General features: G+C 71.1%; 22 protein-coding genes. 4 read left to right on the top strand and 18 right to left on the bottom strand.

Features of this window, described 5'->3' with window-relative positions:
- Nucleotides 1-68 precede the first annotated feature (68 nt).
- The 4 genes from fgd to DMP23_RS13740 all read right to left on the bottom strand — a co-directional run bounded on the left by fgd (nucleotide 69) and on the right by DMP23_RS13740 (nucleotide 3,475).
- Nucleotides 69-1,073: a glucose-6-phosphate dehydrogenase (coenzyme-F420) gene (gene fgd, locus DMP23_RS13755; RefSeq protein ID WP_337821248.1), complete on the bottom strand. Its 1,005-nt coding sequence runs from the start codon at nucleotides 1,071-1,073 to the stop codon at nucleotides 69-71.
- A 105-nt stretch (nucleotides 1,074-1,178) separates the two neighbouring features.
- Nucleotides 1,179-2,606, bottom strand: a complete 1,428-nt coding sequence (locus DMP23_RS13750) for a glycoside hydrolase family 76 protein (RefSeq protein WP_337824399.1) — start codon at nucleotides 2,604-2,606, stop codon at nucleotides 1,179-1,181.
- A 124-nt stretch (nucleotides 2,607-2,730) separates the two neighbouring features.
- Nucleotides 2,731-3,105 carry a YciI family protein gene (locus DMP23_RS13745; protein ID WP_134731348.1) on the bottom strand — a complete coding sequence of 125 codons (375 nt, stop codon included), beginning with the start codon at nucleotides 3,103-3,105 and terminating at the stop codon, nucleotides 2,731-2,733.
- Nucleotides 3,106-3,184: 79 nt separating this feature from the next.
- On the bottom strand, nucleotides 3,185-3,475 hold the full coding sequence (locus DMP23_RS13740) for a hypothetical protein (RefSeq protein WP_134731346.1): 291 nt from the start codon (nucleotides 3,473-3,475) through the stop codon (nucleotides 3,185-3,187).
- Nucleotides 3,476-5,000: 1,525 nt separating this feature from the next.
- On the opposite strand from DMP23_RS13740, the gene DMP23_RS13735 reads away from it, so the two are divergent.
- Entirely contained in the window at nucleotides 5,001-5,771 is a 771-nt protein-coding gene (locus tag DMP23_RS13735; protein WP_337821247.1) for a siderophore-interacting protein, read from the top strand.
- Between the two features lie 3 nt (nucleotides 5,772-5,774).
- Here DMP23_RS13735 and DMP23_RS13730 read toward each other — a convergent pair whose 3' ends face one another.
- Nucleotides 5,775-6,299: a methylated-DNA--[protein]-cysteine S-methyltransferase gene (locus DMP23_RS13730; protein ID WP_374204381.1), complete on the bottom strand. Its 525-nt coding sequence runs from the start codon at nucleotides 6,297-6,299 to the stop codon at nucleotides 5,775-5,777.
- A 43-nt stretch (nucleotides 6,300-6,342) separates the two neighbouring features.
- Between DMP23_RS13730 and DMP23_RS13725 the strand changes: the two genes are divergently transcribed.
- The gene (locus DMP23_RS13725; protein WP_037815601.1) at nucleotides 6,343-6,960 is read left to right on the top strand and encodes an RraA family protein; all 618 of its coding nucleotides are present in this window, start codon (nucleotides 6,343-6,345) and stop codon (nucleotides 6,958-6,960) included.
- Nucleotides 6,961-7,415: 455 nt separating this feature from the next.
- Here DMP23_RS13725 and DMP23_RS13720 read toward each other — a convergent pair whose 3' ends face one another.
- Complete coding sequence (locus tag DMP23_RS13720) at nucleotides 7,416-7,604, bottom strand: hypothetical protein (RefSeq protein WP_337821246.1); 189 nt, start codon at nucleotides 7,602-7,604, stop codon at nucleotides 7,416-7,418.
- A 121-nt stretch (nucleotides 7,605-7,725) separates the two neighbouring features.
- Between DMP23_RS13720 and DMP23_RS13715 the strand changes: the two genes are divergently transcribed.
- Complete coding sequence (locus DMP23_RS13715; RefSeq protein WP_337821245.1) at nucleotides 7,726-8,019, top strand: hypothetical protein; 294 nt, start codon at nucleotides 7,726-7,728, stop codon at nucleotides 8,017-8,019.
- A gap of 203 nt (nucleotides 8,020-8,222) precedes the next feature.
- Complete coding sequence (locus tag DMP23_RS13710; protein WP_037815594.1) at nucleotides 8,223-9,452, top strand: alpha/beta fold hydrolase; 1,230 nt, start codon at nucleotides 8,223-8,225, stop codon at nucleotides 9,450-9,452.
- Nucleotides 9,453-9,513: 61 nt separating this feature from the next.
- Here the strand turns inward: DMP23_RS13710 and DMP23_RS13705 are convergent, their stop codons facing one another.
- The 12 genes from DMP23_RS13705 to DMP23_RS13650 form a co-directional block, all read right to left on the bottom strand.
- Entirely contained in the window at nucleotides 9,514-10,365 is an 852-nt protein-coding gene (locus DMP23_RS13705) for an oxidoreductase (RefSeq protein ID WP_275295613.1), read from the bottom strand.
- Nucleotides 10,366-10,442: 77 nt separating this feature from the next.
- Nucleotides 10,443-11,300: a helix-turn-helix transcriptional regulator gene (locus DMP23_RS13700; RefSeq protein WP_337821244.1), complete on the bottom strand. Its 858-nt coding sequence runs from the start codon at nucleotides 11,298-11,300 to the stop codon at nucleotides 10,443-10,445.
- A gap of 58 nt (nucleotides 11,301-11,358) precedes the next feature.
- Complete coding sequence (locus DMP23_RS13695; RefSeq protein WP_240691388.1) at nucleotides 11,359-12,783, bottom strand: PucR family transcriptional regulator; 1,425 nt, start codon at nucleotides 12,781-12,783, stop codon at nucleotides 11,359-11,361.
- Nucleotides 12,784-12,851: 68 nt separating this feature from the next.
- Nucleotides 12,852-13,922: a DUF917 domain-containing protein gene (locus DMP23_RS13690; RefSeq protein ID WP_134731336.1), complete on the bottom strand. Its 1,071-nt coding sequence runs from the start codon at nucleotides 13,920-13,922 to the stop codon at nucleotides 12,852-12,854.
- 14 nt (nucleotides 13,923-13,936) lie between these two features.
- Nucleotides 13,937-14,656, bottom strand: a complete 720-nt coding sequence (locus DMP23_RS13685) for an SDR family oxidoreductase (protein ID WP_037815587.1) — start codon at nucleotides 14,654-14,656, stop codon at nucleotides 13,937-13,939.
- Complete coding sequence (locus tag DMP23_RS13680; protein WP_037815585.1) at nucleotides 14,653-15,747, bottom strand: S-methyl thiohydantoin desulfurase domain-containing protein; 1,095 nt, start codon at nucleotides 15,745-15,747, stop codon at nucleotides 14,653-14,655. The genes DMP23_RS13685 and DMP23_RS13680 overlap by 4 nt, the downstream gene beginning before the upstream one ends.
- Nucleotides 15,744-16,814 carry an S-methyl thiohydantoin desulfurase domain-containing protein gene (locus tag DMP23_RS13675; protein ID WP_037815584.1) on the bottom strand — a complete coding sequence of 357 codons (1,071 nt, stop codon included), beginning with the start codon at nucleotides 16,812-16,814 and terminating at the stop codon, nucleotides 15,744-15,746. Before DMP23_RS13675 ends, DMP23_RS13680 begins: the two co-directional genes overlap by 4 nt.
- Before the next feature lie 3 nt (nucleotides 16,815-16,817).
- A complete protein-coding gene (locus tag DMP23_RS13670; RefSeq protein WP_037815583.1) occupies nucleotides 16,818-18,368 on the bottom strand; it encodes a hydantoinase/oxoprolinase N-terminal domain-containing protein in 1,551 nt (516 codons plus the stop codon).
- A gap of 27 nt (nucleotides 18,369-18,395) precedes the next feature.
- Nucleotides 18,396-19,721, bottom strand: a complete 1,326-nt coding sequence (locus DMP23_RS13665; RefSeq protein WP_337821243.1) for a purine-cytosine permease family protein — start codon at nucleotides 19,719-19,721, stop codon at nucleotides 18,396-18,398.
- 113 nt (nucleotides 19,722-19,834) lie between these two features.
- Nucleotides 19,835-20,203, bottom strand: a complete 369-nt coding sequence (gene crcB / locus DMP23_RS13660; RefSeq protein WP_037815581.1) for a fluoride efflux transporter CrcB — start codon at nucleotides 20,201-20,203, stop codon at nucleotides 19,835-19,837.
- Complete coding sequence (crcB, locus tag DMP23_RS13655) at nucleotides 20,203-20,580, bottom strand: fluoride efflux transporter CrcB (RefSeq protein ID WP_443111341.1); 378 nt, start codon at nucleotides 20,578-20,580, stop codon at nucleotides 20,203-20,205. Before crcB (DMP23_RS13655) ends, crcB (DMP23_RS13660) begins: the two co-directional genes overlap by 1 nt.
- A 218-nt stretch (nucleotides 20,581-20,798) precedes the next feature.
- A complete protein-coding gene (locus tag DMP23_RS13650; protein WP_037815577.1) occupies nucleotides 20,799-21,461 on the bottom strand; it encodes an enoyl-CoA hydratase/isomerase family protein in 663 nt (220 codons plus the stop codon).
- Nucleotide 21,462: the final 1 nt, after the last annotated feature.

Genomic DNA, 21,462 nt, shown 5'->3' with positions numbered 1-21,462 from the left:
GCCGAGGTCCGCACGCCTGGTGCGGACCTCGGCCCGGTTTTTCCCCTAGCGAAGACGGGAAACCGCGGTCAGGACAGCGCGCGCAGCCGCGGCAGCACGTCCTCGGCGAACTGCGACAGGTAGCGCTCCTGGTCGTGCCCGGGGCCGTGGAACACCAGGTGGTTCAGGCCCGCGTCGAGGTACGGCTTGATCTGCGCGACCGCCTCGTCCGGGTCGGACGCGACGATCCACCGCTTCGCGACCTGCTCGATCGGCAACTCGTCGGCCAGCCGCTCCATCTCCTCCGCCGACGACACCGTGTGCTTCTGCTCCGCACTCAACGACAACGGCGCCCAGAACCGCGTGTTCGCCAGCGCCTTCTCCGGATCCCGGTCGTACGACATCTTGATCTCGATCATCCGGTCCACCTTCGCCGCGTCCCGCTCCCCCGCAGCCGCCCCCTCGGCCATCGCCGGCATCAGCTTCTCGGTGTACAGGTCCATGCCCTTGCCCGACGTGCAGATCATCCCGTCACCCGCACGACCCGCGTACTTCGCCACCACCGGACCGCCCGCCGCGACGTACACCGGCACGGGACGCTCCGGCCGGTCGTAGATCTTCGCGTTGACCAGCTGGTAGTAGTCGCCCTCGAAATCGACGCTGTCCTTGCTCCACAGCTCGCGCATCAGCCGCACCGACTCCCGCAGCCGCGCGAACCGCTCCTTGAACTCCGGCCACTCCCGGCCCGACACCGCGATCTCGTTCAACGCCTCGCCCGTGCCCGCGCCCAGGATCACCCGATCGCCCGACAACAGCGCCATCGTCGCGAACGCCTGCGCGATCACCGCCGGGTTGTACCGGAACGTCGGCGTCAGCACACTCGTCCCGATCAGCACCCGGCTCGTCCGCTCCGCCACCGCCGGCATCCACGCCAACGCCCACGGCGCGTGCCCGCCCTCGTGCCGCCACGGCAGGAAATGATCCGACACCCACACCGAATCCAGCCCCAGCTCCTCGGCCCGCACCGCGAACTCCACCAGCTCGCGAGGCCCGAACTGCTCCGCCGACGCCTTGTACCCGACCTTCAGCTCCACGATCGCCCTTCCCCGTCCACACGCACCACGCAGGATTCCGTGGCACCGTCAACCGTACCCGGACGGGCCTTGCGGAGGCGGGTGTGCTGTCGGTCACTAACGGGGCTAGTACGTGGCGTTCATCAGGACGAGCGCCGCGGCCTGGCAGCCCGGGCCTTTGTCCCCGCCTGAGGACCACGGACGCGAGTACTGGTCGAAGTCGTTGCGGGAATGGGCGTAGGCGGAATCCGCTTGCCTGGCCAGGAAATCCCGGTAGGGCGCGCCGGCTGTCGCGGCGTCCAGTTCGGACAGTCCGCGCACGAGTCCGGCTTTGAAGTACGACCCGTCGTCGGTGCAGCTGCTGCCCTCCCCCGGGTCGTGGACGATGCCGTCGGAGCCGGTGAAGAACGACCCGGTGCGGGTCGTCGCGTCGGCCACTGAGCGGGCGGTGTTGATCAGGTTCTGGTCTCCGGTCACTTTGGACAGCGCCGTGAGGCCGGAGACGAATACGCCCTGGTTGTAGGTGTAGCGCTGCCCGACCGCGGCGCAGCTGGCACCGTCGACACCGTCCACCACCAGACCGTCGGACCCGATGAGTCCCTTGCCGCGGAACCAATCCCAGCCTTGCTGCGCCCGGGTCCGGTAGGTCGCGTCGCCGGTGCGGTCGGCGATGGTCGCGTTGACCTCGATGTACAGGCTGTTGGAGATGGATGCCTTGTACGTCAGGCCTTCTTTCCAGCGGATGCCGCCGCCGCAGTCGGTGGTCCAGAAGGTTTGCATGTGGTCGGCTTCGGCCTTCGCCGTCGCGAGGTAGCGCTGCTGGCCGGTGCGGTCGTAGGCGTCGAGCCACGCCATCGCCCACCAGCCGGTGTCGTCGGAGAACTCGTTGCGGAACTGGCCGCGGCCGGCGTTGACGTTCTTGTCGTACGTCGTCGCCATCGCGTAGTCGTAGCTGGCCATCCGGCTGACCGACGCGTTGCGGATCACCGCGGCGAGCGACACCGCGGTGCCCCAGCCGCCGCCGTTGCGGAAGTAGCCGGTGCCGTTGTCGTAGAGCGCCATCATCGCGGTCGCCGCCGCTTGCGCACGGTTCGCAGCGTTCCAGCGGGTGCGCGCCCAAGGCGTACAAGCGATCCGGCCGGTGTCGATGGCGCTGCCGCACGCGCGCAGGGCACCGACGCCGCGGTTGTTCCAGTCGTCGTTGTTGTACATCTGGGTGCGCCAGCCGCCGACCCCGGAGGGCGCGGTGGTGAGCCCGAGCTGCGCGCCGCCGTCCCAGGTCGCGCCGCCGTCGAAGGACCGGTCGAGCCACACCCGGTCGCCCGGGCGCGAGTGGTCGACGACGGCCCAGCCCATCGGGTCTGCGTCGGCGAAGTGCAACTGGAGGACGCGGTCGTCGAGCGCCGTCGTGACTGCGATCCGGTCGCTGGACGCCTGGTCGGCAGCGCGGTCGTCGCAGTATTTGTTGCACACCACGATGTTCGCCGCCGGCTGGGGCGCTTTCGCGTGGACCGGCAGCAGCGCCGACATCGTTGTCAGGACCGCCGTGAGCATGACCCGCACCGCTGCCTCCTCGGACCCCGTTCCCCCGGAACGAAGATCCGCCCGAGACGCGGTGCGGGTCAACGAATGACAAAGACCTGGCTCGGGAGTGCCGCCGGATGCCCGGCGCGCTGGGCTATTCCGCGGTCAGGTCCGGGAGGTCGTCGAACTCCACGACCTGGCGGACCTCGACCTCGATCTCGTCGAACAGGTCCGCGTACTCGCTCGCGTACTCGACCGCCTGCGCCCGGTCCGCGGCGTTGACCAGGGCGAACCCGCCGATGACCTCCTTGGCCTCGGTGAACGGCCCGTCCGTCGCCTTCGGGGCCGCGCCGCGGGGTTTGCGGACGATCGCGCCCTTCTCCGACGGGTGCACGCCCTCGGCGGTGATCAGGATGCCGCGTTCGGTCCAGTCCTGGATGAACGCGCCCATTTTCTCCATGAACTCGGGGCTGGGGTTCCAGGCCTCGGGGGCGCTCTCGTCGAGCCGGTGCATCATCAGGAAACGCATTGACCGCTCCTCGGTTGGGGCTGGCTTCGTCCAGCCGTCACATCCTCGTCGAACGGCCTGGCGCGGGTTCGACATTTTTTCAGCAGCGATGCGTCGGCGACTTCCGCGGCCGCGCTGCCCACGCCGCGACGCCCGCGACGAGGGTCACCGCGGCCCCCGCTATGGGGCTGTTCATCAGCACGAGACCGCTGAGGAACGCGGTCCCGGCGAGGAGAAGCAACGCCATCCGGAGCGTGGCCGCCCAGGCGACGACGAAATCCGCGGCCCGGGACATCCAGGGTTCGCGGGTGTCGGGCTTGCGGTGTCGGCCGGGCTTGCGCCGAGCCAGCACGCGGTGCGCGGAGGCGACCATCTCTTCCCGGGTCGCCACCCGGCGAGGAGGACGGGAGTAGGGATCCCAGTCGACGACGACCCGGACCCGGGCGGGGTGGTCGGGGTCGGGGTGGTTCGGTGGGGGTGGCTGCGGGGTGGTGGGGGCGGGCGGGAGCGGCTGTTTGCTTGCCGTTGTGGCGGGGGCGGGCGGAGTCGGCTGGTTGCTTGCCGTTGTGTCGCCGGAACGGGCGGGGCCGGTTGTGGAGTTTGCGGGAGGGTTGGGGATCGCCGAGCTACTCCCCGCTGCCTCGCCGGAACGGGCGGGGCCGGTTGTGGAGTTTGCGGGAGGGTTGGGGATCGCCAAGCCGCTCCCCGCTGCCTTGCCGGACCGAGCGGGGTCGGCTGCGGTGTTCGCGGGCGGGTTGGCAATCGTCTGATTGCTTGCCGCCGCGTCGCCGGACCGGGCGGGGTCGGTTGTGGTGTTCGCGGACGGGTCGGGAATCCGCTGGTTGCTTGCCGCTTCGTCGCCGGACTGGGCAGGGTCGGCTGTGGTGTTTGCAGGCGGGTTGGGGTTCGCCAAGCCGCTTGCCGCTGCCTCGCCGGAACGGGCGGGCTCGGCTGCAGTGCCGCCAGGCAGCTTGGGTTTCGCCAAGTCGCCTGCAGCTAGGGCGGGCTTCGGCGTGTCACCTGGCTCGGCTGCGCCGCCCGCGGCCGCGCTGGCATCTGCATCGGCCGCGTCGCCCGGCGGCAGGGGCTTTTCCTGCTCGTTCCCAGCGCTGTCCTGCATCTCCTCCGCGGGCCGCGCCAGGCTCTCCGGGTCGCGAGGCAGCGCCGCTTCCCCAGCGGGCTCCGGGCTCAACCCGGGCTCCCGGACCAGCACCGCGCCTTCCGCCCGCGCGGGCGGCTCGCCGGTTCGGTGCGGTTGGTCGGCGAGGCAGGGAACCACCGTCATGAGGTCGTCATCCCTTTCTCTTCCGGCCGGCGGACCGGCCCCGACGGCTGTCCGGAGCCCTGGCCGTCGTGCGGAGCGGGTCCCGGATGCGCTCATCCTGGCGAAGACGGTGCGTCACCAGCCAGCTCTACTGGCAGTGTCGCGGTGAACGGTCCCTCAGCGTCGCCCAACGGTTCGAGTGACGGTTTTCGCTACTCTTCGCGGTCACCGATTCGACACCCGGCGGACCTCTAGCCGCGACTTGTCCAGACCTCTCGCCGCGCCCGCGAACTGCGGCGAACCGGCTCTAACGCGGGAAGATGCACGTTCATTCGCACAGTCGCCAGCCGGAGAAACTCGAGCTCGGCACCCCAGTCCCCCACGCAGGCATACACAGAGTGTCACGCCAGCCCTGGTTATTGAGCGGTCAACAGTCACCCACAAGAGTGGTACGGAGAGTGATCAGCAGGAGAGCGTGATGCCCGACGCACTGGCCCGAACGGACGTATCCGCATTAGGCGAGGAGTACGCACAGCTTCGACCAGGGAGATTTCGACCCTTGCCGTCTCGTCGCACCACTGGCTAGCGTGAGACAGGTAAGCCTTACCTAAGTGAAGCGGGACCCACCATGCCGACCCTCCCCCAGCGCCGCATGCCTGACAGCAGGCGGCTGCTCCGGGCGTCCGTGCTGCGAGCTGAACGGACGTCCACGCATTTCGTCACCCTCACCGTCGGCGGGGAGGATCTCGAGGACTTCGCGCCGCTCGGGTTCGATCAATGGTGCCGGTTGTTCTTCCCGCGCGAGGGGCAGCGCGGGCTCCGCCTCCCCACTGCTTCGAGCAATCGCTGGCTCGCGCAGCACATGCTCATGAGCGCCGCGTCCCGGCCGTGGGTGCGGAATTACACGATCCGGGCGACGCGGCCCGGCGAGGTGGACATCGAGTTCGCGGTGCACGGCGACGGCGGTCCGGCCTCGCAATTCGCCGAGAACGCGCGGCCGGGCGACGAGGTCGGGATTCTCGACGAGGGGATCACTTATCTGCCGCCGGACGGCGTCACACAGCTCCTTCTCGCCGACGAGAGCGCGATTCCGGCGGCGTTGGCGATCCTGGAGTCATCGCCGGGTCTGCGGGCCACCGTCTTGCTGGAAGTCGGGGCGCGGGACGACATCCAGACGGTCGACGTGCCGCTCGGCGCCGAAGTGCAGTGGCTGGTCCGCGAGGACGACCGGCTGCCCGGACGGCTCGCGCTCGACGTCCTCGGCCAGCTCGATCTTTCCGATCCTCCGGGCTACACGTGGGTCGCCGGGGAGAGCGGGCTGGCCACCGGCGCGCGGCGGTTCCTCACGCGCGAGCGCAGGGTGCCGAAGCAGGCGATCTCGTTCCAGGGGTATTGGAAGCACGGTCGCGCCTCGCTGGGGTAAGCCTCAGAACAGGCGTCCGGCGTCGTCGGCGGGCGGTTCCTCCAGCTGCAGCAGGAACCGTTTCCGGTCGACGCCGCCCGCGTACCCGGTGAGACCGCCGCTGCTGCCGACCACCCGGTGGCACGGCACGACGATGCTCAGCGGATTCCAGCCGTTCGCGTTGCCGACCGCCTGCGCCGCGCCGGGCTCGCCCAGTTCGACGGCCAGGTCGCGGTAGGTGCGCGTCTCGCCGTAGGGGATGCGGGTGAGCAGCTGCCAGACGCGGCGTTCGAACTCGGAGCCGCGCAGGTCCAGTTCGAGGTCGAAGGTCCGGCGCCGGCCGGTGAAGTACTCGTCGAGCTGCCGAGTCGCGTCGGCGAAACCGTCGTCGGCGCGCGGGCCGAAGTCCGGGAAACGCGGGGTCCGGCTGTGGCCGTCGAAGTAGACGGCGACCAGCGCGCTGCCGTCGGCGACCAGGGTGAGGTCGCCGACCGGGGACGTCGCGACGGTGTGCCGGAAAGCCATCTTCTCCTCCGTGATCGGTGCCACGGAACGGTATCCGGCCGGGCCGTGCGTGAGAGCATCGCCGTCCATGGAAGACGGTTTCGCCGACATCCCGACCACGACCCTCGCCGACCTGCTCGGCCGCGGCCAGGTGCTCGACTACGGCGTGCGGCCCTTGTGGGGTCCCGTGCCGCGGATCGCCGGGCCCGCGTACCCGGTGCGCTGCCCGCCGGGAGACAACCTCATGCTGCACGCGGCCATCCACCGCGCGCCCGCCGGAGCGGTGATCGTCGCGGAATCCGGCGACGTCGACTACGCGCTGGCCGGCGGCAACGTCTGCGCGACCGCCCAGCGCCGCGGCATCGCGGGCTTCGTCCTGGACGGCGTGATCCGCGACCTGTCCGAGGTCCGCGAGGCACGTTTCCCGGTGTTCGCGCGGGGCGTGATCCCGATTCCCGGGACGAAAGCCAAGGTGACGCCGCTCGGCGAGCCCGCCCGGTGCGGCGGGGTGACGGTGCACCCCGGGGACATCGTCGTGGCGGACGAGGAAGGCGTGGTCGTGGTGCCCGCGGCCGATGCGGCGCAGGTGCTCGCGGACGCGCGGGCGAAGCTGGCCAAGGAGGAGGCGCAGACGCTCGACGAGTGGGCGGAGGCGCACCGGGCGAAGGTGGACGCGGCCCTGGAGGCTGGCGGCTTTCGCGGCTGATCCGGAGCGCTCGCTCGCGATGCCCGGCTCGCTGCGGGATCGGGAGGGGTCGATTGCTGGATAACCCGGCTCGCTCCGGCTGGACCGTCCACACCCCGGCTGGCCGGACGCCTGGGCCTGGCTACGGGACCGGGGCTTGCTCGCCGGAGAACCCGGACCCTCCGCGTCCCAGCTGGTCAGGCGGCCTGGTTACGGGATCGGGAGGCTTGCTCGCCGGAGAATCCAGCCCCTCCGCATCCCGGCTGGCCAGGCGACCTGGTTACCGGATCGGGACGGCTGCTCGCCGGAGAACCCGACTCGCCTGGCAACCTGGCTACCGGATCAGGAGGCCTGCCCGCAGGAGAACCCGGCTCGCTCCGGCCTGGCTACGGGGATTCGGAGGCTTGCTGGGCGGAGAACTCGGCCCGCCAGGCGACCTGGCTACCGGATGAGGCTTGCCCGCCGGAGCACCCCGATCACTCCGGCCGCACCGTCCACAACGGACCGGCCGTCGCCAGTTCGGGGCCGGGTTCGGAGTCCGGCGGGAGGGGTTCGGGGTCGGGAAGCGGGCGGTCCGGTCCCGGCGTCACCGGATCGGGTTCCACCGGGCCTGGCGGAACCGGCTCGGGCGGGGCGGGCGGCGCGGTCGAGCGGGGGCGAAGCATCGCGGGCTCCTTTCTCTCCCTGATGGGCTACCGCACACCGGCGGCGGCGAAACATCCACCCGTCCGCGCGAGGTCGGCTAGGGTCGAAGGCGGAGCCGACGAACCGAGAAGAGGCGAGACGATGAGCGCGGACAAGCCCGGCGAGCAGCAGCCGCTCGACGCGGAGATCGTGGAGAGTCCCGGCACGCCGCCCGCTGACCTCCCCGAGCCCGACTACAGCGACAACAGCGCCCCGTCGTTCGACTTCGTGCGGGACCGGATCGAGAAGCGCTACACCACCTCGGTCGGTTCGCAGGAGCTCGCCGGGATCGGCGGGCCGGAGGATCTGCAGTCGCTGGACAAGAAAATCGCCGACCGCAAGGAGGCGGCGAAGGACAAGCTGGCCGAGATCCGCCGGTCGATGGGCAAGGAGTAACGCCGTTTCCCGGCTTGGGCTCAGCGCGGCGGACACTCCGCGCCGCAGAGGTAAAGCCAAGCGGGAAAGACTGGGACGAGCGCGCGGCAAGCATCCGCCACCGGGGGTCGGCTGACCAATCCCGGCAGCACGACCGTCCACAATAGACCCGCCCTGCCAAACTCCGTGGCTTCCCCGCCGCCCGTTCTGGTTGAATCGCCCGTATGGCAACCACCGTGCGCATTCCCGGCCTCGTCCTGACCGAGCACGAGTTCTCCGTCCCCCTCGACCATTCCCGTCCGGACGGCGCGAAGATCACCGTCTTCGCGCGCGAGGTCGCTGATCCGGACGGGCTCGACCGGCCGTTTCTCGTGTACCTGCAAGGCGGTCCCGGGCACGAGGCGCCGCGGCCGTCCCGGGGCGCGCCGAGCTGGCTGCCGCGGGCGTTGCGGGAATACCGGGTCCTGATGCTCGACCAGCGCGGCACCGGGCGCTCCACGCCGGTCGGCACGCTGCCGGGCACTCCGGCCGAGCAGGCCGACTATCTCACCCACTTCCGCGCGGACGCGATCGTGCGCGACGCGGAGTTCATCCGGCAGCAGCTGGGCGTCGAGAAGTGGAGCGTGCTCGGCCAGTCGTTCGGCGGGTTCTGCACACTCGCTTACCTTTCCCAGTACCCCGAGGGCCTGGCCGAGGCCTTCTTCACCGGCGGGCTGCCGCCGATCGCGCGGCATCCGGACGACGTCTACACCGCGACGTTCGCCAATCTCCTCGAGCGCAACCGCCAGTACTACCTCCGCTACCCCGGCGATCGCGAGCGCGTCGAAGCGCTGCTGCCGCTGCTCGACGACGGGGCCGTGGTCCTGCCCGACGGCAGTCCGCTGACCGCGCGGTTGTTCCAGCAACTCGGTTACCTCTTCGGTGCCAGCGGCGGCGAGGAGGCGCTGCACTACCTGCTCGAACGCGACCCGAAGTCCCCCGCCTTCGCCTACGACGTCGCCAGCTCGCTGCCGTTCAGTGCGCGCAATCCGTTGTATTCGGTCATCCACGAGTCGTCGTACTCCGACGGGTTCGCCACCCGCTGGTCCGCCGAGCGCGTGCTGCCGGACGAGTTCCGCACCGACCGGACGCTGTTCACCGGCGAGCACGTGTTCCCCTCGCTCTTCGACGACCTCCACAGCCTCCGGCCGATGAAGGAGACCGCCGAACTGCTCGCCGCGCACGAGTGGCCGCGGCTGTACGACGCGGACGTGCTGCGCGAGTGCACGGTCCCGGCTGCGGCCGCGATCTACGCCAACGACATGTACGTCGAGCGGGTGTTCTCCGAGGAAACCGCGCGGCTGATCCCGACGCTGCGGCCGTGGATCACCAACGAGTACGAGCACAACGGCCTCCGCGCGTCGGGCGATCACGTGCTCGGCCGGTTGATCGACCTCGTGCGCGGGCGCGTCTGACCCGCGGTGCGGGGAACCCTGAACCCCCTTGCCATCCCAGGGTTCCCCGCACCGGCGAGGATCAGGCGACGGTGACGCCGCCGTCGACGGAGTCGGTGGAGAGGGTCAGGTCCTGCCAGGCGTCGAAGTCCTCCTGCACGCGCTGGCGTCCGGCGGTGACCAGCCGCAGCGCGTCCGAGCCCAGCAGCAGGTGCACCGGCGGGTTTTCCACGTCCAGCAGCCGCAGGATCGCGTCGCCCGCGCGGTCGGGGTCGCCGATCCCCTGTCCGGCGAGGGCCTGGCGGCGGGTCCGGATCGGGTCGAACAGGGCGTCGTAGTCGGCGATGCTGCGCGGGGCGCGGACCAGCGACCGGCCCGCCCAGTCGGTTTTGAACGCGCCGGGAGCCACCGCGGTCACCCGCACGCCGAACTGCGTGACCTCCTGGGCGAGGGTGTCGGTGATGCCTTCCAGCGCGTGCTTGCTGCCCTCGTAGAACGCCAGGCCGGGGAACGTGGTGTGCCCGCCCATCGAGGTGATCACGAAGATCTGGCCGTCGCGCCGTTCGCGCATGCCGGGCAGGACCGCCTTGATCGTCGCGACCGTGCCGAAGACGTTGACCTCGAACTGGCGGCGCAGCTCAGCCATCGACGATTCCTCGAAGGTGCCTTCGAGCCCGTATCCGGCGTTGGCGACGAGCACGTCGATCGGGCCGAGTTCCGCTTCGACCTCCCGCACGGTGGGTTCGATCCGGTCCGCGTCGGTCAGGTCGAGGACGAAGGCGCGGGCGCGTTCGGGGTCCAGCGCCCGGAAATCGGCCGCGTGCGCTTCGGTGCGCACGGTGCCCGCGACCTGGTGTCCGGCGGCGAGGGCGCGTCGGGCGACGGCCCTTCCGAGGCCGGTGCTGACGCCGGTGATCAGGAAGGTTTTGCTCACTGCTCAAGGTCCTTTCGTGAAAATGGCAGGACGGCGTGGACCCCGCGAGGACAGCGGGGCCCGAGGACGGGCGAAGGTCAGGACTCGGCGGGAGCGGCCGGTTCACGGCCCCAGCTGGCGAGCAGCCGCAGCCGTTCCTGCGAAGGCGAACCGGCCGGCGCGCTGTAGACGACCATCGACTGGCCCGGGTCGGCGACCGAGGTGAAGATCTCGTACTGGAGTTCGAGATCGCCGGCGACCGGATGCCGCAGGCGTTTGAGGCCGGTGCTGCGTTCCTGGACGCGGTGTTCCGACCACCACGCCGGGAACTCGGGCGACCGCATCATCAGCTCGCCGATCAGGTTGGCGATGTGCTGGTTCCGCGGCTGCGCGGCCGCGGCCAGCCGCAGCCCGTGCACGTAGTCGCGGGCGACGCGTTCCCAGTCCCGCCACACCAGGCGGGCCCGCGGATCGAGCAACGTCCAGCGCGCCATGCTGCGTTCCCGCCGCGGCAGCGCGGCCACGTCGGGAAACAGCAAGGCCCACAACGCGTTCCCGCCGACGACCGTCAGGTTCCGGTCGCTGATGAACGCCGACGCGAGTTCCATCGAGTCCAGCACCTGCCGCAGCGCCGGACGCAGCCGGGACGCATGCTCGGCCTGGTCGAGGCGTTCGGCCGTGGCGCCCGCGAGAGCGAACAGATGCCGCCGCTCGATGTCGTCGAACCGCAGCGCGTCGCAGAGTGCGTGCAGCACCTGCTCGGACGGCTGCCGCGCGCGGCCCTGTTCCAGCCGGGTGTAGTACTCGGTGCTGACCCCGGCCAGCTGCGCGACCTCGCTGCGGCGCAGGCCGGAAACCCGCCGTCCGCCGTCGAATCCGTCCGGAAGACCGATCTCCTCCGGCTTCAGCCCGCCGCGGCGGGCCCGCAGGAAATCGCCCAGGTCGTTCTTGCCCATGCCTCGAGTCTGCCTTCCGCCCGGGCGCTGCCCAAGGCCGTAACTGGTCCTGTCAGTACTACTCACCGGACCGGGCGAGGATGACTGCGCGAGCAGCCAGGTGCAGCGCCAGCCGTTCGTCCGGACGCGACAGGTCGACCTGCAGCAACTGCTCGATCCGGCTGATCCGCGCCGCGACCGTGTTCCGGTGAATCCCCAGCACCGTCGCGGTTTCCGCCAGCGAAGACTCGACATCGAGATATGCCGCGAGAGTGCGGATCAGATCGCCGGGTACGGAAACCAGCGGAGCGAGCAACGCACGCGCGGCAGGCTCGAAGGTGTCCGTGCGGGTCCATTCCAGAAGCAGCTGCGCCATGCCGAGCTGGTCTACGTGCAGGAAGTGCCCGGTCTCCGGACGGGTCGCGGCGAGGCGCGCGGCGTCGGTGGCTTCGGCGACTGTCGCGGTGAGACCGTCGGCGTGCGGGCGGCCGACGCCGAGGTGCGCGTCGAGGGTGCGGCGCAGGCTGTGGTGCACCGCCCGTAGCCGCGCGGACAGCGCCCGCACCCGTTCCGCGGTCGGTTCCTGTTCGAAGGTGACCCAGCCGGTCCAGCCCTCGCCGTGTTCGACGGTGACCGCGTCGATCGACTCCGCCCGGAGCGCGCGCACGACCTCCTGCGTGCGGGAGACCGTGTCGACGTCTGCGGGCACGCCGATGCGCAGGCCGACGTGCCAGCCGCCGAGTCGCCAGCCCGCGTCTGCCGCGCGTCGGCGCAGGTCGGCACCGGGTTCGGTGTCGTGGCGAAGCAGGTCGCCCAGCAGCGCGGACCGGGAACGGGCGTCGCGTTCCAGTTCCAGGCGGTGGGCCAGCAGCCAGCGCTGCACGGCACCGGCAGCGACGGCCAGCGTCGCGGCTACGACGTCCGCGCGCGGCGCCTTCGCGCCGGTCAGCTCGGCGGCCAGCCAGACCGAAGGCTGCGGCAGCACCGCGGGATGCGCCAGCAGAACGCCGTCCGCGAGGGTGACGCGTTGTGGGACCGGCTCGTGCACTCGCACGCGGGCGGCCTCGGCGAGTTCTCCGGCGAGCACTTCACCGCGGTCGTCGAGGACTGCGACGGGAGCGTCCAGCAGCCGGCGCAGCACGGTCACGATTTCTTCGGGCGGCCGCAACCGCTCCCCTAGCGCGCGATGCGCGGCGAGCACTGCCTCGGCGCGGTCGATGTCCGGGGCGGCCAGGGCGAGCCGGGCGTCCACGAGCAGATCGAGCGGATCGGCGGACGTGACCAGCAGCGGAACCGACAGTCGTTCAGCCAGAAGTCGTGACGCGGCAAGGGGTTCGGCTCCGGGAAGCAGGACTCCGGCGGCTTGGGCGTCGGCGCAGCGGCGCAGGAGTGCGTCGATCTGCCAATCGGAACCGAGCGGGCGGACGACCACCACCAGTTCGCCGCGAGCGGGCGTGCCGGACGCGTCGAGCGCGGCCTTGACTGTCTTGAGTGGACGGTCCAAACCGGACTCTCCGGAGCACACTCGGACGGGACCAGCCCACGAGGGCAGCGCGAGCAGCTGGCGGAGAATCACTGGGCTACCACCGGATCGCAGTCGATTCCGTACGCGCGCGGCTCCAGCAGCGGACGTCGTCGCGGGTCGGTCCAGAACGGGGACGCAGCCAGGCACACGACGTCCACCTCCACTCCGGCGCGGATCGCGTCGCACTGCAGCGGGACACCCGTACGACGGTCGAGGACCGAGAGAACGTCCGGAGTGGACGCCACCGGCCGCCCGTCCCGCAGCGCGAGCAGGTACTCGTTCTCCATTTCCAGCCGCAGCAGCGCGCCGTCGCGGTGATCGGCCAGCGTCGCCGAGCCGCGGCCGAAGCCCGGGTGGCCGTGCTGGCCGGGGCCGATGTGCCGCGACACCTCCAGCACCCGGCCGCGGGCGAGAACCTGGCCGTCCAGGGCGGTTTCCAGCGCGGCGAGGTCCGGGCTCTCCCCCGCCGCGAGCACGCGGGAGCCGAGGGCGAGCGCCTCGCTCGTCGTGCCGGGCACCGTGTGGTCGGCCAGTTCGCCGGCCGGGATCGGGGCCAGCGCGATCGCCGCCCAGCCGCCGGAGCTGGCCAGGAACGCGCGGATCCCGCTCTCGACCACCGAGGCCGCCGCGGCGGCGAGCACCACCACCCGACCGCCGGGTTCGGCCATCGCGGCCGGGGCGACACCGCGGCCGGTCGCGGCGACCGAGAGCTGGTCGAGCCGCGGCAGCCCGCGTCCGGACAGGTCCGCGTCCACGCAGGGCAGCCCCAGCTCCTGGGCGATCACCAGCGGAAGCAGGCCGTTGAGGCCGCCGATCTCGATGGTCATCAACGCCTGCGCGCGCTGCCCGGTCCAGCGTTCGATCGCCTTGATCGCCGAGGCGAACTCGTCGCCGCTCGGCAGTTTCTCGGCGAACGCGGCGGTCGCGCCGACGATCCCGACCGGGACCACCAGGGTGTCCGGCGGCAGGTCCGCGATCGGGTGCACGACGGGTTCGCGGCCGGATTCGGTCAGCCGCCGCAGCAGCACCGCCGCGGTGACGGTGTCGCCGCCCCCGCCGGACCCGAGCAGCGCGACGCCGCGTTCGAGTGCCGGCACGTCCGCGGCGGTGATGCGCATGGCTGGTCAGCGTATCAGCGGAAGCTGTAGCCGCCGTCCGGATACAGCGTCGAACCGGTGGTGTAAGTGCTGGTGAACAGGTACAGCACGGCATCGGCCACTTCGGACTCCCGGCCGACGCGGTGCAGCAGGGTGTCCGCGCGGTACTGCGCGAAACTCGCCTCCCGCGCGGCCGCCGGACGCCCGGCCCACAGGTTCCCGTCGATCGTGCCCGGCGACACGACGTTCACCCGGACCGGCGCCAGTTCCACCGCGAGCCCGCGGCCGAGCCCCTCGATCGCCGCGTTGCACGCGATGTACGCCGGTGCCGCGGCGGGCGGGCGCACACTCGCGACACCGGACATCAGCACCACCGAGGCGTCCGATGAGAGCTTCGGCGCGGCGTGCTTCACCGCGTGGTACTGGCCCCAGAACTTCGTGACGAACGGGCTTTCCGCCTCCGCGTCGCTCAGGTCCCGCATCGGGCCGACGGTGTAGGACGCGGCGGGGGTGAACAGGTGGTCGACCCGGTCGAGCGCGCCGAAGAACTCGGCGAGCGACGCCTGGTCGGTGGTGTCCACCGCCTGCCAGGTCGCGGTCGGGCCCAGCTCCGCCGCGGCGGCCCGGAGCTTGTCGCCGGTCCGGCCGCCGAGGTGGACGAGCGCGCCCGCCGCCGTCGCGCGCCGGGCGACCTCTAGCCCGATCCCGGACCCGCCGCCGAGCACCACGACCACCCGGCCGTCGAGCGAACTCACGAAGCCACCTCCACCGGAACGAACTCGTGCGCCAGCCCGAACGCGGGCGGGCCGAACGTCGCCAGCGCTTCCGGAGTGCGCATGAGCGGCGGCGTCGAAATCCCCACCACGGTGACCCGCTGGCCGTAACGCAGCGTCTCGGTGGTGATAGGCTCGGCGGACTCCGCCTCCAGCACGCAGATCAGGTCCGGCACCAGGCAGCGAACCTCGCCGTCGACAAGCGCGACCAGGTTTTCGTTCTGGAAAAGGATTTCCAGCTTGTGCTCACCGTCGAAGGACACCGCTGCCGCGCGGCCCCTAGCGAATCCTTCCTCGGTCCGGCGCTCCACATCGGACACTTTGCCCCGGAACAACACCCGCAGATGCGAGTACAGCGTGTCGCCGAGCGCGGTCGCCAGCGCAGCCACGGGGTCGGCGTTTTCTTCGCGGGCAAGGCGAATCGCCCGGCCGACGCTCAGTGCGAGCGAGAGCGTCCGCGGCACGGCGGTGCGTTTGACGTCCGCGCCGCTCATCGAGTACTCGGCGATGTGCGCGACTCCGCCGAGCCGGATGGTGATCCCGCGCGCGAGCCATTCCATCCGCCGATTGTCGGCGCCGGTGTCGATCAGCGTGGTCTCGCCGCGTTCTCCGGCGATGCCCATCGGCGAACCGGGGACGCCGTACACGCCGAACGTCTCCATCTGCAGCTCCGGGAACGCCCGGCCCATGCCGTCGGCGTCGACCACCGGCAGCCCGAGTCGCGCGCCGACGACCAGCGGGATCATCGAGTTGATCCCGCCGCATTCGATCGGCATGGTCGCGTCGGCCTTCGTGCCGAGGTGTTTTTCCAGTGCCCGCAAGGCCAACTCGGGTTCGGAGCCGTTCGGGAGCTTCTCGTGCACGACGGTCGGCGCGCCCATCTGCGCGGTCGGGATGACGAGGGCGTCGTCGTCCAGGTCGTCCGGGTCGAGCACGGTGACGGGTCCGTGCTCGCGGATCGCCTCGCGCACCAGCAGCCGCCCGACGTACGGGTCGCCACCGCCACCGGTGCCGAGGACGGCCGCGCCGCGGGCGAGATCCTCGAGGTGGTCTTCGGTCAGGGTCCAGCTCATCCCGCGACCCCGATCGGGTCCAGGTCATAGCCGAAGTAGCGCGGACCGGCCAGCGCGATGCCCTCCGGGGTGTGCCAGCGCGGGTCCGCCGGAGCCGCGATCACTGTGACCCGCTGGCCGTAGCGCAGGCCTTCGGTGGTGACGGCCTCGCCGGATTCGCGGTCTAGCGTGCAGATCAGGTCCGGCACCGAAGCGCGCACCTCGCCGTCGACCTCGGCCACCAGATGCTCGTTCTGGAACCGCAGCAGCATTTCCGTGCCGGTGTCACCGTCCATTCCGGACAGCCGGGCCTCGCCGCGGGCGAACCCGGTGACGGTGCGGCGGGCGACGTCCACGACCTTGCCGCTGAACAGCGTCCGCCCGCGCAGCCGCTCCACCACGCGATCCACCGGGTTCTCGTGCTCCTCGCGGGCCTGCCGCACGAGCGCGCCGAGTTCCGCGCACAGGGTCAGCGTTCCGGGCACCATCGATTCGCGCGCCTGCGCGCCGGACATCGCGTAGTTGCTGATCATCGCCGAGCAGCCCATGTCGATGGTCGCCGACCGGGCCAGCCGCTCCGCCCAGCGATTGTCCACAGTGTCCAGTACGCCGCGGTTGCCCTTCTCGTCCGCGATGGACATCGGGGTCGCGCGGATTCCGTACAGGGTCGGCAAAACCATCTGCAGCTCCGGGAACGCGCGGCCCATGCCGTCCGCGTCCACGAGCGGCAGGCCGAGCTGCGCCGCCGCGACGACCGGGATCAGCGAGTTCACGCCGCCCGCTTCGGCGCAGGCGATGTGCGTGAGTTCCTTGCCCAGATAGGTAGCGAGTGTCCGGGCGGCGAGCCCGACCTGTTCGGCGGACGGCAGTTTCTCCACCATCACCGTCGGCGCGCCCATCATCGCGACCGGCAGCACCACGGCGTCGTCGTCCAATTCGGACAGTTTCACCAGCGGCACCGAACCGTGCTCGCGGACCGCGGAATGCGCCAGCAGCCGGCCGATGTACGGGTCTCCCCCGCCGCCGGTGCCGAGGATCGCCGCGCCGCGGGCGATGTCGTCCAGGTCCTTCTCGGTAATCTCAGCCATCGTTCACGCCCCCAGCTGCAAGTCGCCGACCGCCTTGACCCGGATCCGGGTCGCGTTGCCGGGCAGGTACGGGATCGGCACCTCGTCGAAGTCGACGATGCCGACGGACGCCGGGCTCGCCCCGGCGGCCACCGCGCGGTCGACCGCTTCCTGCTTCGCCTCGTCCACCACGGCTTCGCGACGGCCGGGCTCGATCACGTACACCCGGTCGACCTCGCCGCCGATCTGCGCGATCGCCGCGCCGATCGCGTTGGCCACCGCGTAGTGGTCCGGCCGGCGGACCTCGCCGGAACCGGCCAGCTCGTCCGGCAGCAGCACCGAACCGCCGCCGACGGCGACCACCGGAAGCGGCTCGGACGACGTGCGCATCCGGTCCACGACGTCGGAAACGTCCGCCGCGATCCGGTCCAGCGCGGCCCGCACGAAGTCCCGGTCGAGGTGCGCGACCAGCGCCGGGTCGCCGATCTCGGCCCGCCCGGCGGCGACCGCGATGTCCGTGGCGGTCAAGGTGTCTCCGCCGAACACGAGCGCCTTCGAGGTCAGCTCGTAACCGACGGAATCCGGTCCGACGGTCACGCCGGACGCGTCGCCGCGCACCCGGCTGCCGCCGCCGATGCCGATCGAAAGGACGTCCGGCATCCGGAAGTTCGTGCGGATCCCGGCGACGCTCACGTCCGTGGTCGCCTCGCGCGGGAAACCCTGGCGCAGCACGCCGACGTCGCTCGTGGTGCCGCCGACGTCGACCACCGCGCAAGTGTCCAAACCGGACAACACCGCCGCGCCGCGCATCGAGTTCGTCGGGCCGGACGCGAAGGTCGCCACCGGGTAGCGGCGGGCGAAGTCGACGTCCATCAGCGTGCCGTCGTTCTGGCTCAGATACAGCGGCGCGGTAATGCCCGCGCCGGTCACCGACGCGGCCAGACCGTCCACGATGTGCGCCGCCAGCTCGCGCAGCGCGGCGTTGATGACCGTCGCGTTTTCCCGCTCCAGCAACCCGATCCGGCCGATTTCGTGGGACAGCGAGATCGCGACGTCCGGCAGCTGCGAGGAGATGATCTCCGCCGCCCGGGCCTCGAACTCCGCGTTCACCGGCGAGAACACCGACGTGATCGCGACGCTGCGCACGCCGGCCGAGCCCATGTCGTCGGCGGCCTTGCGCAGTTCGCTTTCGTCCAGTTCGGCGATGTGGCGTCCGTCGAACTCGTGGCCGCCGTGCACGAGGTAGCTGCGCCCGGACACCGCGTCGACCAGCCGCTGCGGCCAGTCCACCATCGGCGGCAGCGACGCGCCCGCGGGCAGGCTGAGCCGCACCGCCGCGGTCGGGGCCAGCCGGTGCGCCTCGACGAGCGCGTTGATGAAGTGCGTGGTGCCGATCATGACCGCTCGCACCGCGGCCGGGTCGAACGCCCGCTGCCGCTGCAGCCCGTCGATCGCGGCGACGATGCCCGAGGTGACGTCCTCGGTGGTGCTGGTCTTGATCGAGGCGAGCACCTCGCGGCCGTCCAGCAGGACCGCGTCGGTGTTGGTCCCGCCGACGTCGATGCCGATGCGCACGGAGAAATCCCCTTCCAGGTGACGGAATCAGGCGGCCGGGGCCGGTTCGGCGTCCGCGGTCCGGCTCTTGCCGACCCCGCGGACCAGGCCGAGCTTCCCGGCGGCCACGTACAGAACGAAAGCGACGACGAGCGAGTTGATGCTGGGCAGTCCCCAGTCCACGAACTCGCCGAACAGCGCGGCGGCGATCCAGACGACGATCGTCGCGGGCACCCACACCGGGGCGTCGGTGGGCACCGCGCCCCGCGCCCTGGCCTCCTCCAGCTCGCCGCGCCACTGCTTCACCACGAAGTACTCCGCGACCATGATCCCGGCGATGGGCGGGAACGCGACCCCGAGCACGGTCAGGAAATCGGTGAACTTCGAGAGGATCCCGGCGGCGGCGAGCACGCTGCCCACCACGCCGAGCACGGCGGTGACCAGGCCGCGGTGCGCCCGTTTCCCGGAGACGGTGCCGATGAAGTTCACGACGCCGAGCCCGGACGAGTACAGGTTCCAGTCGTTGATCTTCATCGTGCCCGCGATGACGATCAGCAGCCCGACCCAGCCGACCGACGACGTGACGATCGTGGTGATCTGCGCCGTGCCGACCGCGTGCGCGAGCAGCACGCCGGCCAGGCCGATCACGTACTCGCCGAGGGTGACGCCGACGAGCGTCTGCTTGACGACGTCGCCGGTGGTGCGGTTGAACCGGGTCATGTCCGGCGTGATCACCGCGCCGACGATGAACCCGCCCGCGACCAGCGTCGTGCCCTGCAGCAGGGACAGCGTCGGGCCGGGCGGCGCGGACGCCACGAGCGCGCCGAGGTCGTGCCGGGTCAGTTCGGAGACCACCGACCAGCCGACCAGGACCAGGAACGCGGGCACCATCAGGTACGCCGTCCACGCCATCGAGTGGAAGCCGCGGACCACGATCGCGGTCACCACCAGGCCGAACACGAGCGCCCAGCCCCACTCCGGCAGTCCGCCGACCAGCGCGGCGAGGCCCTGCGCGGACACCGCGGACTGGATGCCGAACCACCCGATCAGGCTGATCCCGATGGCCAGCCCGATGAGCGCGGAACCGCCGCGGCCGAAGCCGGTCCAGCGCGCGATCATCGAGGTGGTGAGGCCCTCGCGGACGCCGATCACGCCGACGAGAATGGTGATCAGCTCGAGGATGACCGAGCCGAGCGTGAACGCCAGCACGGCGTTCCCGAAGCTCATCCCGAAGCCGATGGTGGCGCCGAGCAGGAACTGCGACAGCGCGGAAACCTGGCCGAACCGCTGCACAGCGACCGACCACCACGAGTAACGGGCGGAATCGGGCACCCTGGTCAGCGCGTAATCGTCGACACCGACAGCCGAGGCCATGGCGACCTCCTCATTCTGGAGGGGAACGGTTCCCAGCACGGTAAGCAGCAGCTCCGGCGAGGTCACCGTGCGATCTGCACAGCCTGGACCATCCGGCTGTGCAACCCGCACTCTTACCCGACCAAGGCGTGGACAGCCTCGTACGCGAACGCCGCCGCGCCGACGCCCGCCGCGACGCTGACGACCACGTTCGCCGCCGCGGCGAAGTACGACTGGCGCTCGACCAGCCGGACGGTTTCGTAGCTGAACGTGCTGTACGTCGTGAGCGCGCCGCAGAATCCGGTGCCGAGCAGCGAGTAAACCGCCGCGGGCAGCGCAGTCCCGGCACCGGCGAGCCCGCCGAGCAGGACACAGCCGATCAGGTTGACGGTGAACGTGCCCCACGGGAACAGGCTCTGGTGCCGGGACTGGACGGCCCGGTCGGTCAGGTACCGCATCGGTGCTCCGACCGCGGCGCCGAGGAAGACGAGGAGGACGGTCATCAGACAGCCACCTCCACCGGGACCAGCTTGCGGGTGATCGCGTGCCCCAGCAGGACGGCGAGCAGCGCGGCGGCGAGCGTTCCGCCGAGATAGCCGAAGGCGACCGGCACGGTGTCCGGCCGCAGCAGATTGCGCGCTTCGACCGCGTACGTGGAGAAAGTGGTGAAGCCGCCGAGGACGCCGACGCCGAGGAACGGCCGCACCAGCCGGTGCGCCGACCACGCCTCGGTGACCAGCACCATCAGCACGCCGATGAGGAAGCAGCCGGCGACGTTCGTCCAGAAGGTCGCCCACGGGAAGCCGCCGGTCTCGGTGGGAAGGGCCTGGGCGAGGCCGTAGCGGGCCAGCGCGCCGAGCCCGCCGCCGAGCGCGATCACCCCGAGCACCGACACGTGGTGCCGGACGAGTTCGCGTTGCTGCACGGGATCCCGGAGGTCGACGTCGGGGTCGAGAGGTTCTTCAGGCACAGTCTTCTCCTACTCCACGGACACGCGTCACCGTTCGAGTAGGGACTGTTGGCGGCCCCCGGCCGCGGTTGTCCGGGCGATTCCCGGAGCGGCGAGCCCCACCGCCGCGCGTACGCGAGCCTACCCGATCAGTTCCCCGCCTCCCGCAACGCGGTCAGCGCCGGACCGAACATAGTGGACTTGATCGCCCCGAGCGTGCCGCGGTCCTTGCCCGCGAGCGGAGCGACCCGGTCGACCGCGGCCGTCCGCAGGTCGTCCAGCGCGGCGGTCGCGTCGACCAGGCCGAGCGCCTTCGCTTGCGGACCGCCGAACCGGCTCCCAGTGGTCATCGACGCGACTGCGGCGGCCGGGGTGAGCTTCGCCTGGACGAGCGCGGCCATCCCTGGCGTGAAGGGGAGGTTGATGTCGGCCTCGGGGAAGCAGAAGTAGCCGCGGTCCTCGCGCATGACGCGGAAATCGTGAGCCATCGCGAGCATCGCGCCACCGCCGAAAGCGTGCCCGTTGACCGCCGCGATCGTCGGGACCGGGAGGGCGAGCACGCGGGCGAGGAGTTCGTGGATGCTGGTCACGTATTTGCCCGCGTCGCCGGGGTGGCTGGTGAGCCAGTCGAGGTCGAGGCCGTTGGAGTAGTACTTGCCGCTGCCGATCGTGACGAGCGCGGCGGGTTCCTTGCCCGCGGTGACCGTGTCGAGGTGCGCGTGGACTTCCTCCAGCCACGTTGGGGCGAAACGGTTTTCGTCGGCGCCGAAGTCGAGAACGTGGACGGCGCCGGTGGTGGTGAGGGTGGGCATT

This window comes from Amycolatopsis sp. A1MSW2902, from assembly GCF_017312175.1.
GTDB lineage: Bacteria > Actinomycetota > Actinomycetes > Mycobacteriales > Pseudonocardiaceae > Amycolatopsis > Amycolatopsis nivea.
Note: the sequence above shows the minus strand (reverse complement) of the source record. Positions and strands in the feature narration are given on the sequence as shown.

Coding starts and splice junctions, on each gene's coding strand:
- DMP23_RS13715 (WP_337821245.1), top strand. CDS start 7,726: ATGAGCGCGGACAAGCCCGGCGAGCAGCAGCCGCTCGACGCGGAGATC.
- DMP23_RS13750 (WP_337824399.1), bottom strand. CDS start 2,606: ATGCTCACGGCGGTCCTGACAACGATGTCGGCGCTGCTGCCGGTCCAC.
- DMP23_RS13735 (WP_337821247.1), top strand. CDS start 5,001: ATGCCTGACAGCAGGCGGCTGCTCCGGGCGTCCGTGCTGCGAGCTGAA.
- DMP23_RS13675 (WP_037815584.1), bottom strand. CDS start 16,814: ATGGCTGAGATTACCGAGAAGGACCTGGACGACATCGCCCGCGGCGCG.
- DMP23_RS13690 (WP_134731336.1), bottom strand. CDS start 13,922: ATGCGCATCACCGCCGCGGACGTGCCGGCACTCGAACGCGGCGTCGCG.
- DMP23_RS13725 (WP_037815601.1), top strand. CDS start 6,343: ATGGAAGACGGTTTCGCCGACATCCCGACCACGACCCTCGCCGACCTG.
- DMP23_RS13650 (WP_037815577.1), bottom strand. CDS start 21,461: ATGCCCACCCTCACCACCACCGGCGCCGTCCACGTTCTCGACTTCGGC.
- crcB (WP_037815581.1), bottom strand. CDS start 20,203: ATGACCGTCCTCCTCGTCTTCCTCGGCGCCGCGGTCGGAGCACCGATG.
- DMP23_RS13700 (WP_337821244.1), bottom strand. CDS start 11,300: ATGGGCAAGAACGACCTGGGCGATTTCCTGCGGGCCCGCCGCGGCGGG.
- DMP23_RS13680 (WP_037815585.1), bottom strand. CDS start 15,747: ATGAGCTGGACCCTGACCGAAGACCACCTCGAGGATCTCGCCCGCGGC.
- DMP23_RS13665 (WP_337821243.1), bottom strand. CDS start 19,721: ATGGCCTCGGCTGTCGGTGTCGACGATTACGCGCTGACCAGGGTGCCC.
- DMP23_RS13720 (WP_337821246.1), bottom strand. CDS start 7,604: ATGCTTCGCCCCCGCTCGACCGCGCCGCCCGCCCCGCCCGAGCCGGTT.
- DMP23_RS13745 (WP_134731348.1), bottom strand. CDS start 3,105: ATGCGTTTCCTGATGATGCACCGGCTCGACGAGAGCGCCCCCGAGGCC.
- DMP23_RS13710 (WP_037815594.1), top strand. CDS start 8,223: ATGGCAACCACCGTGCGCATTCCCGGCCTCGTCCTGACCGAGCACGAG.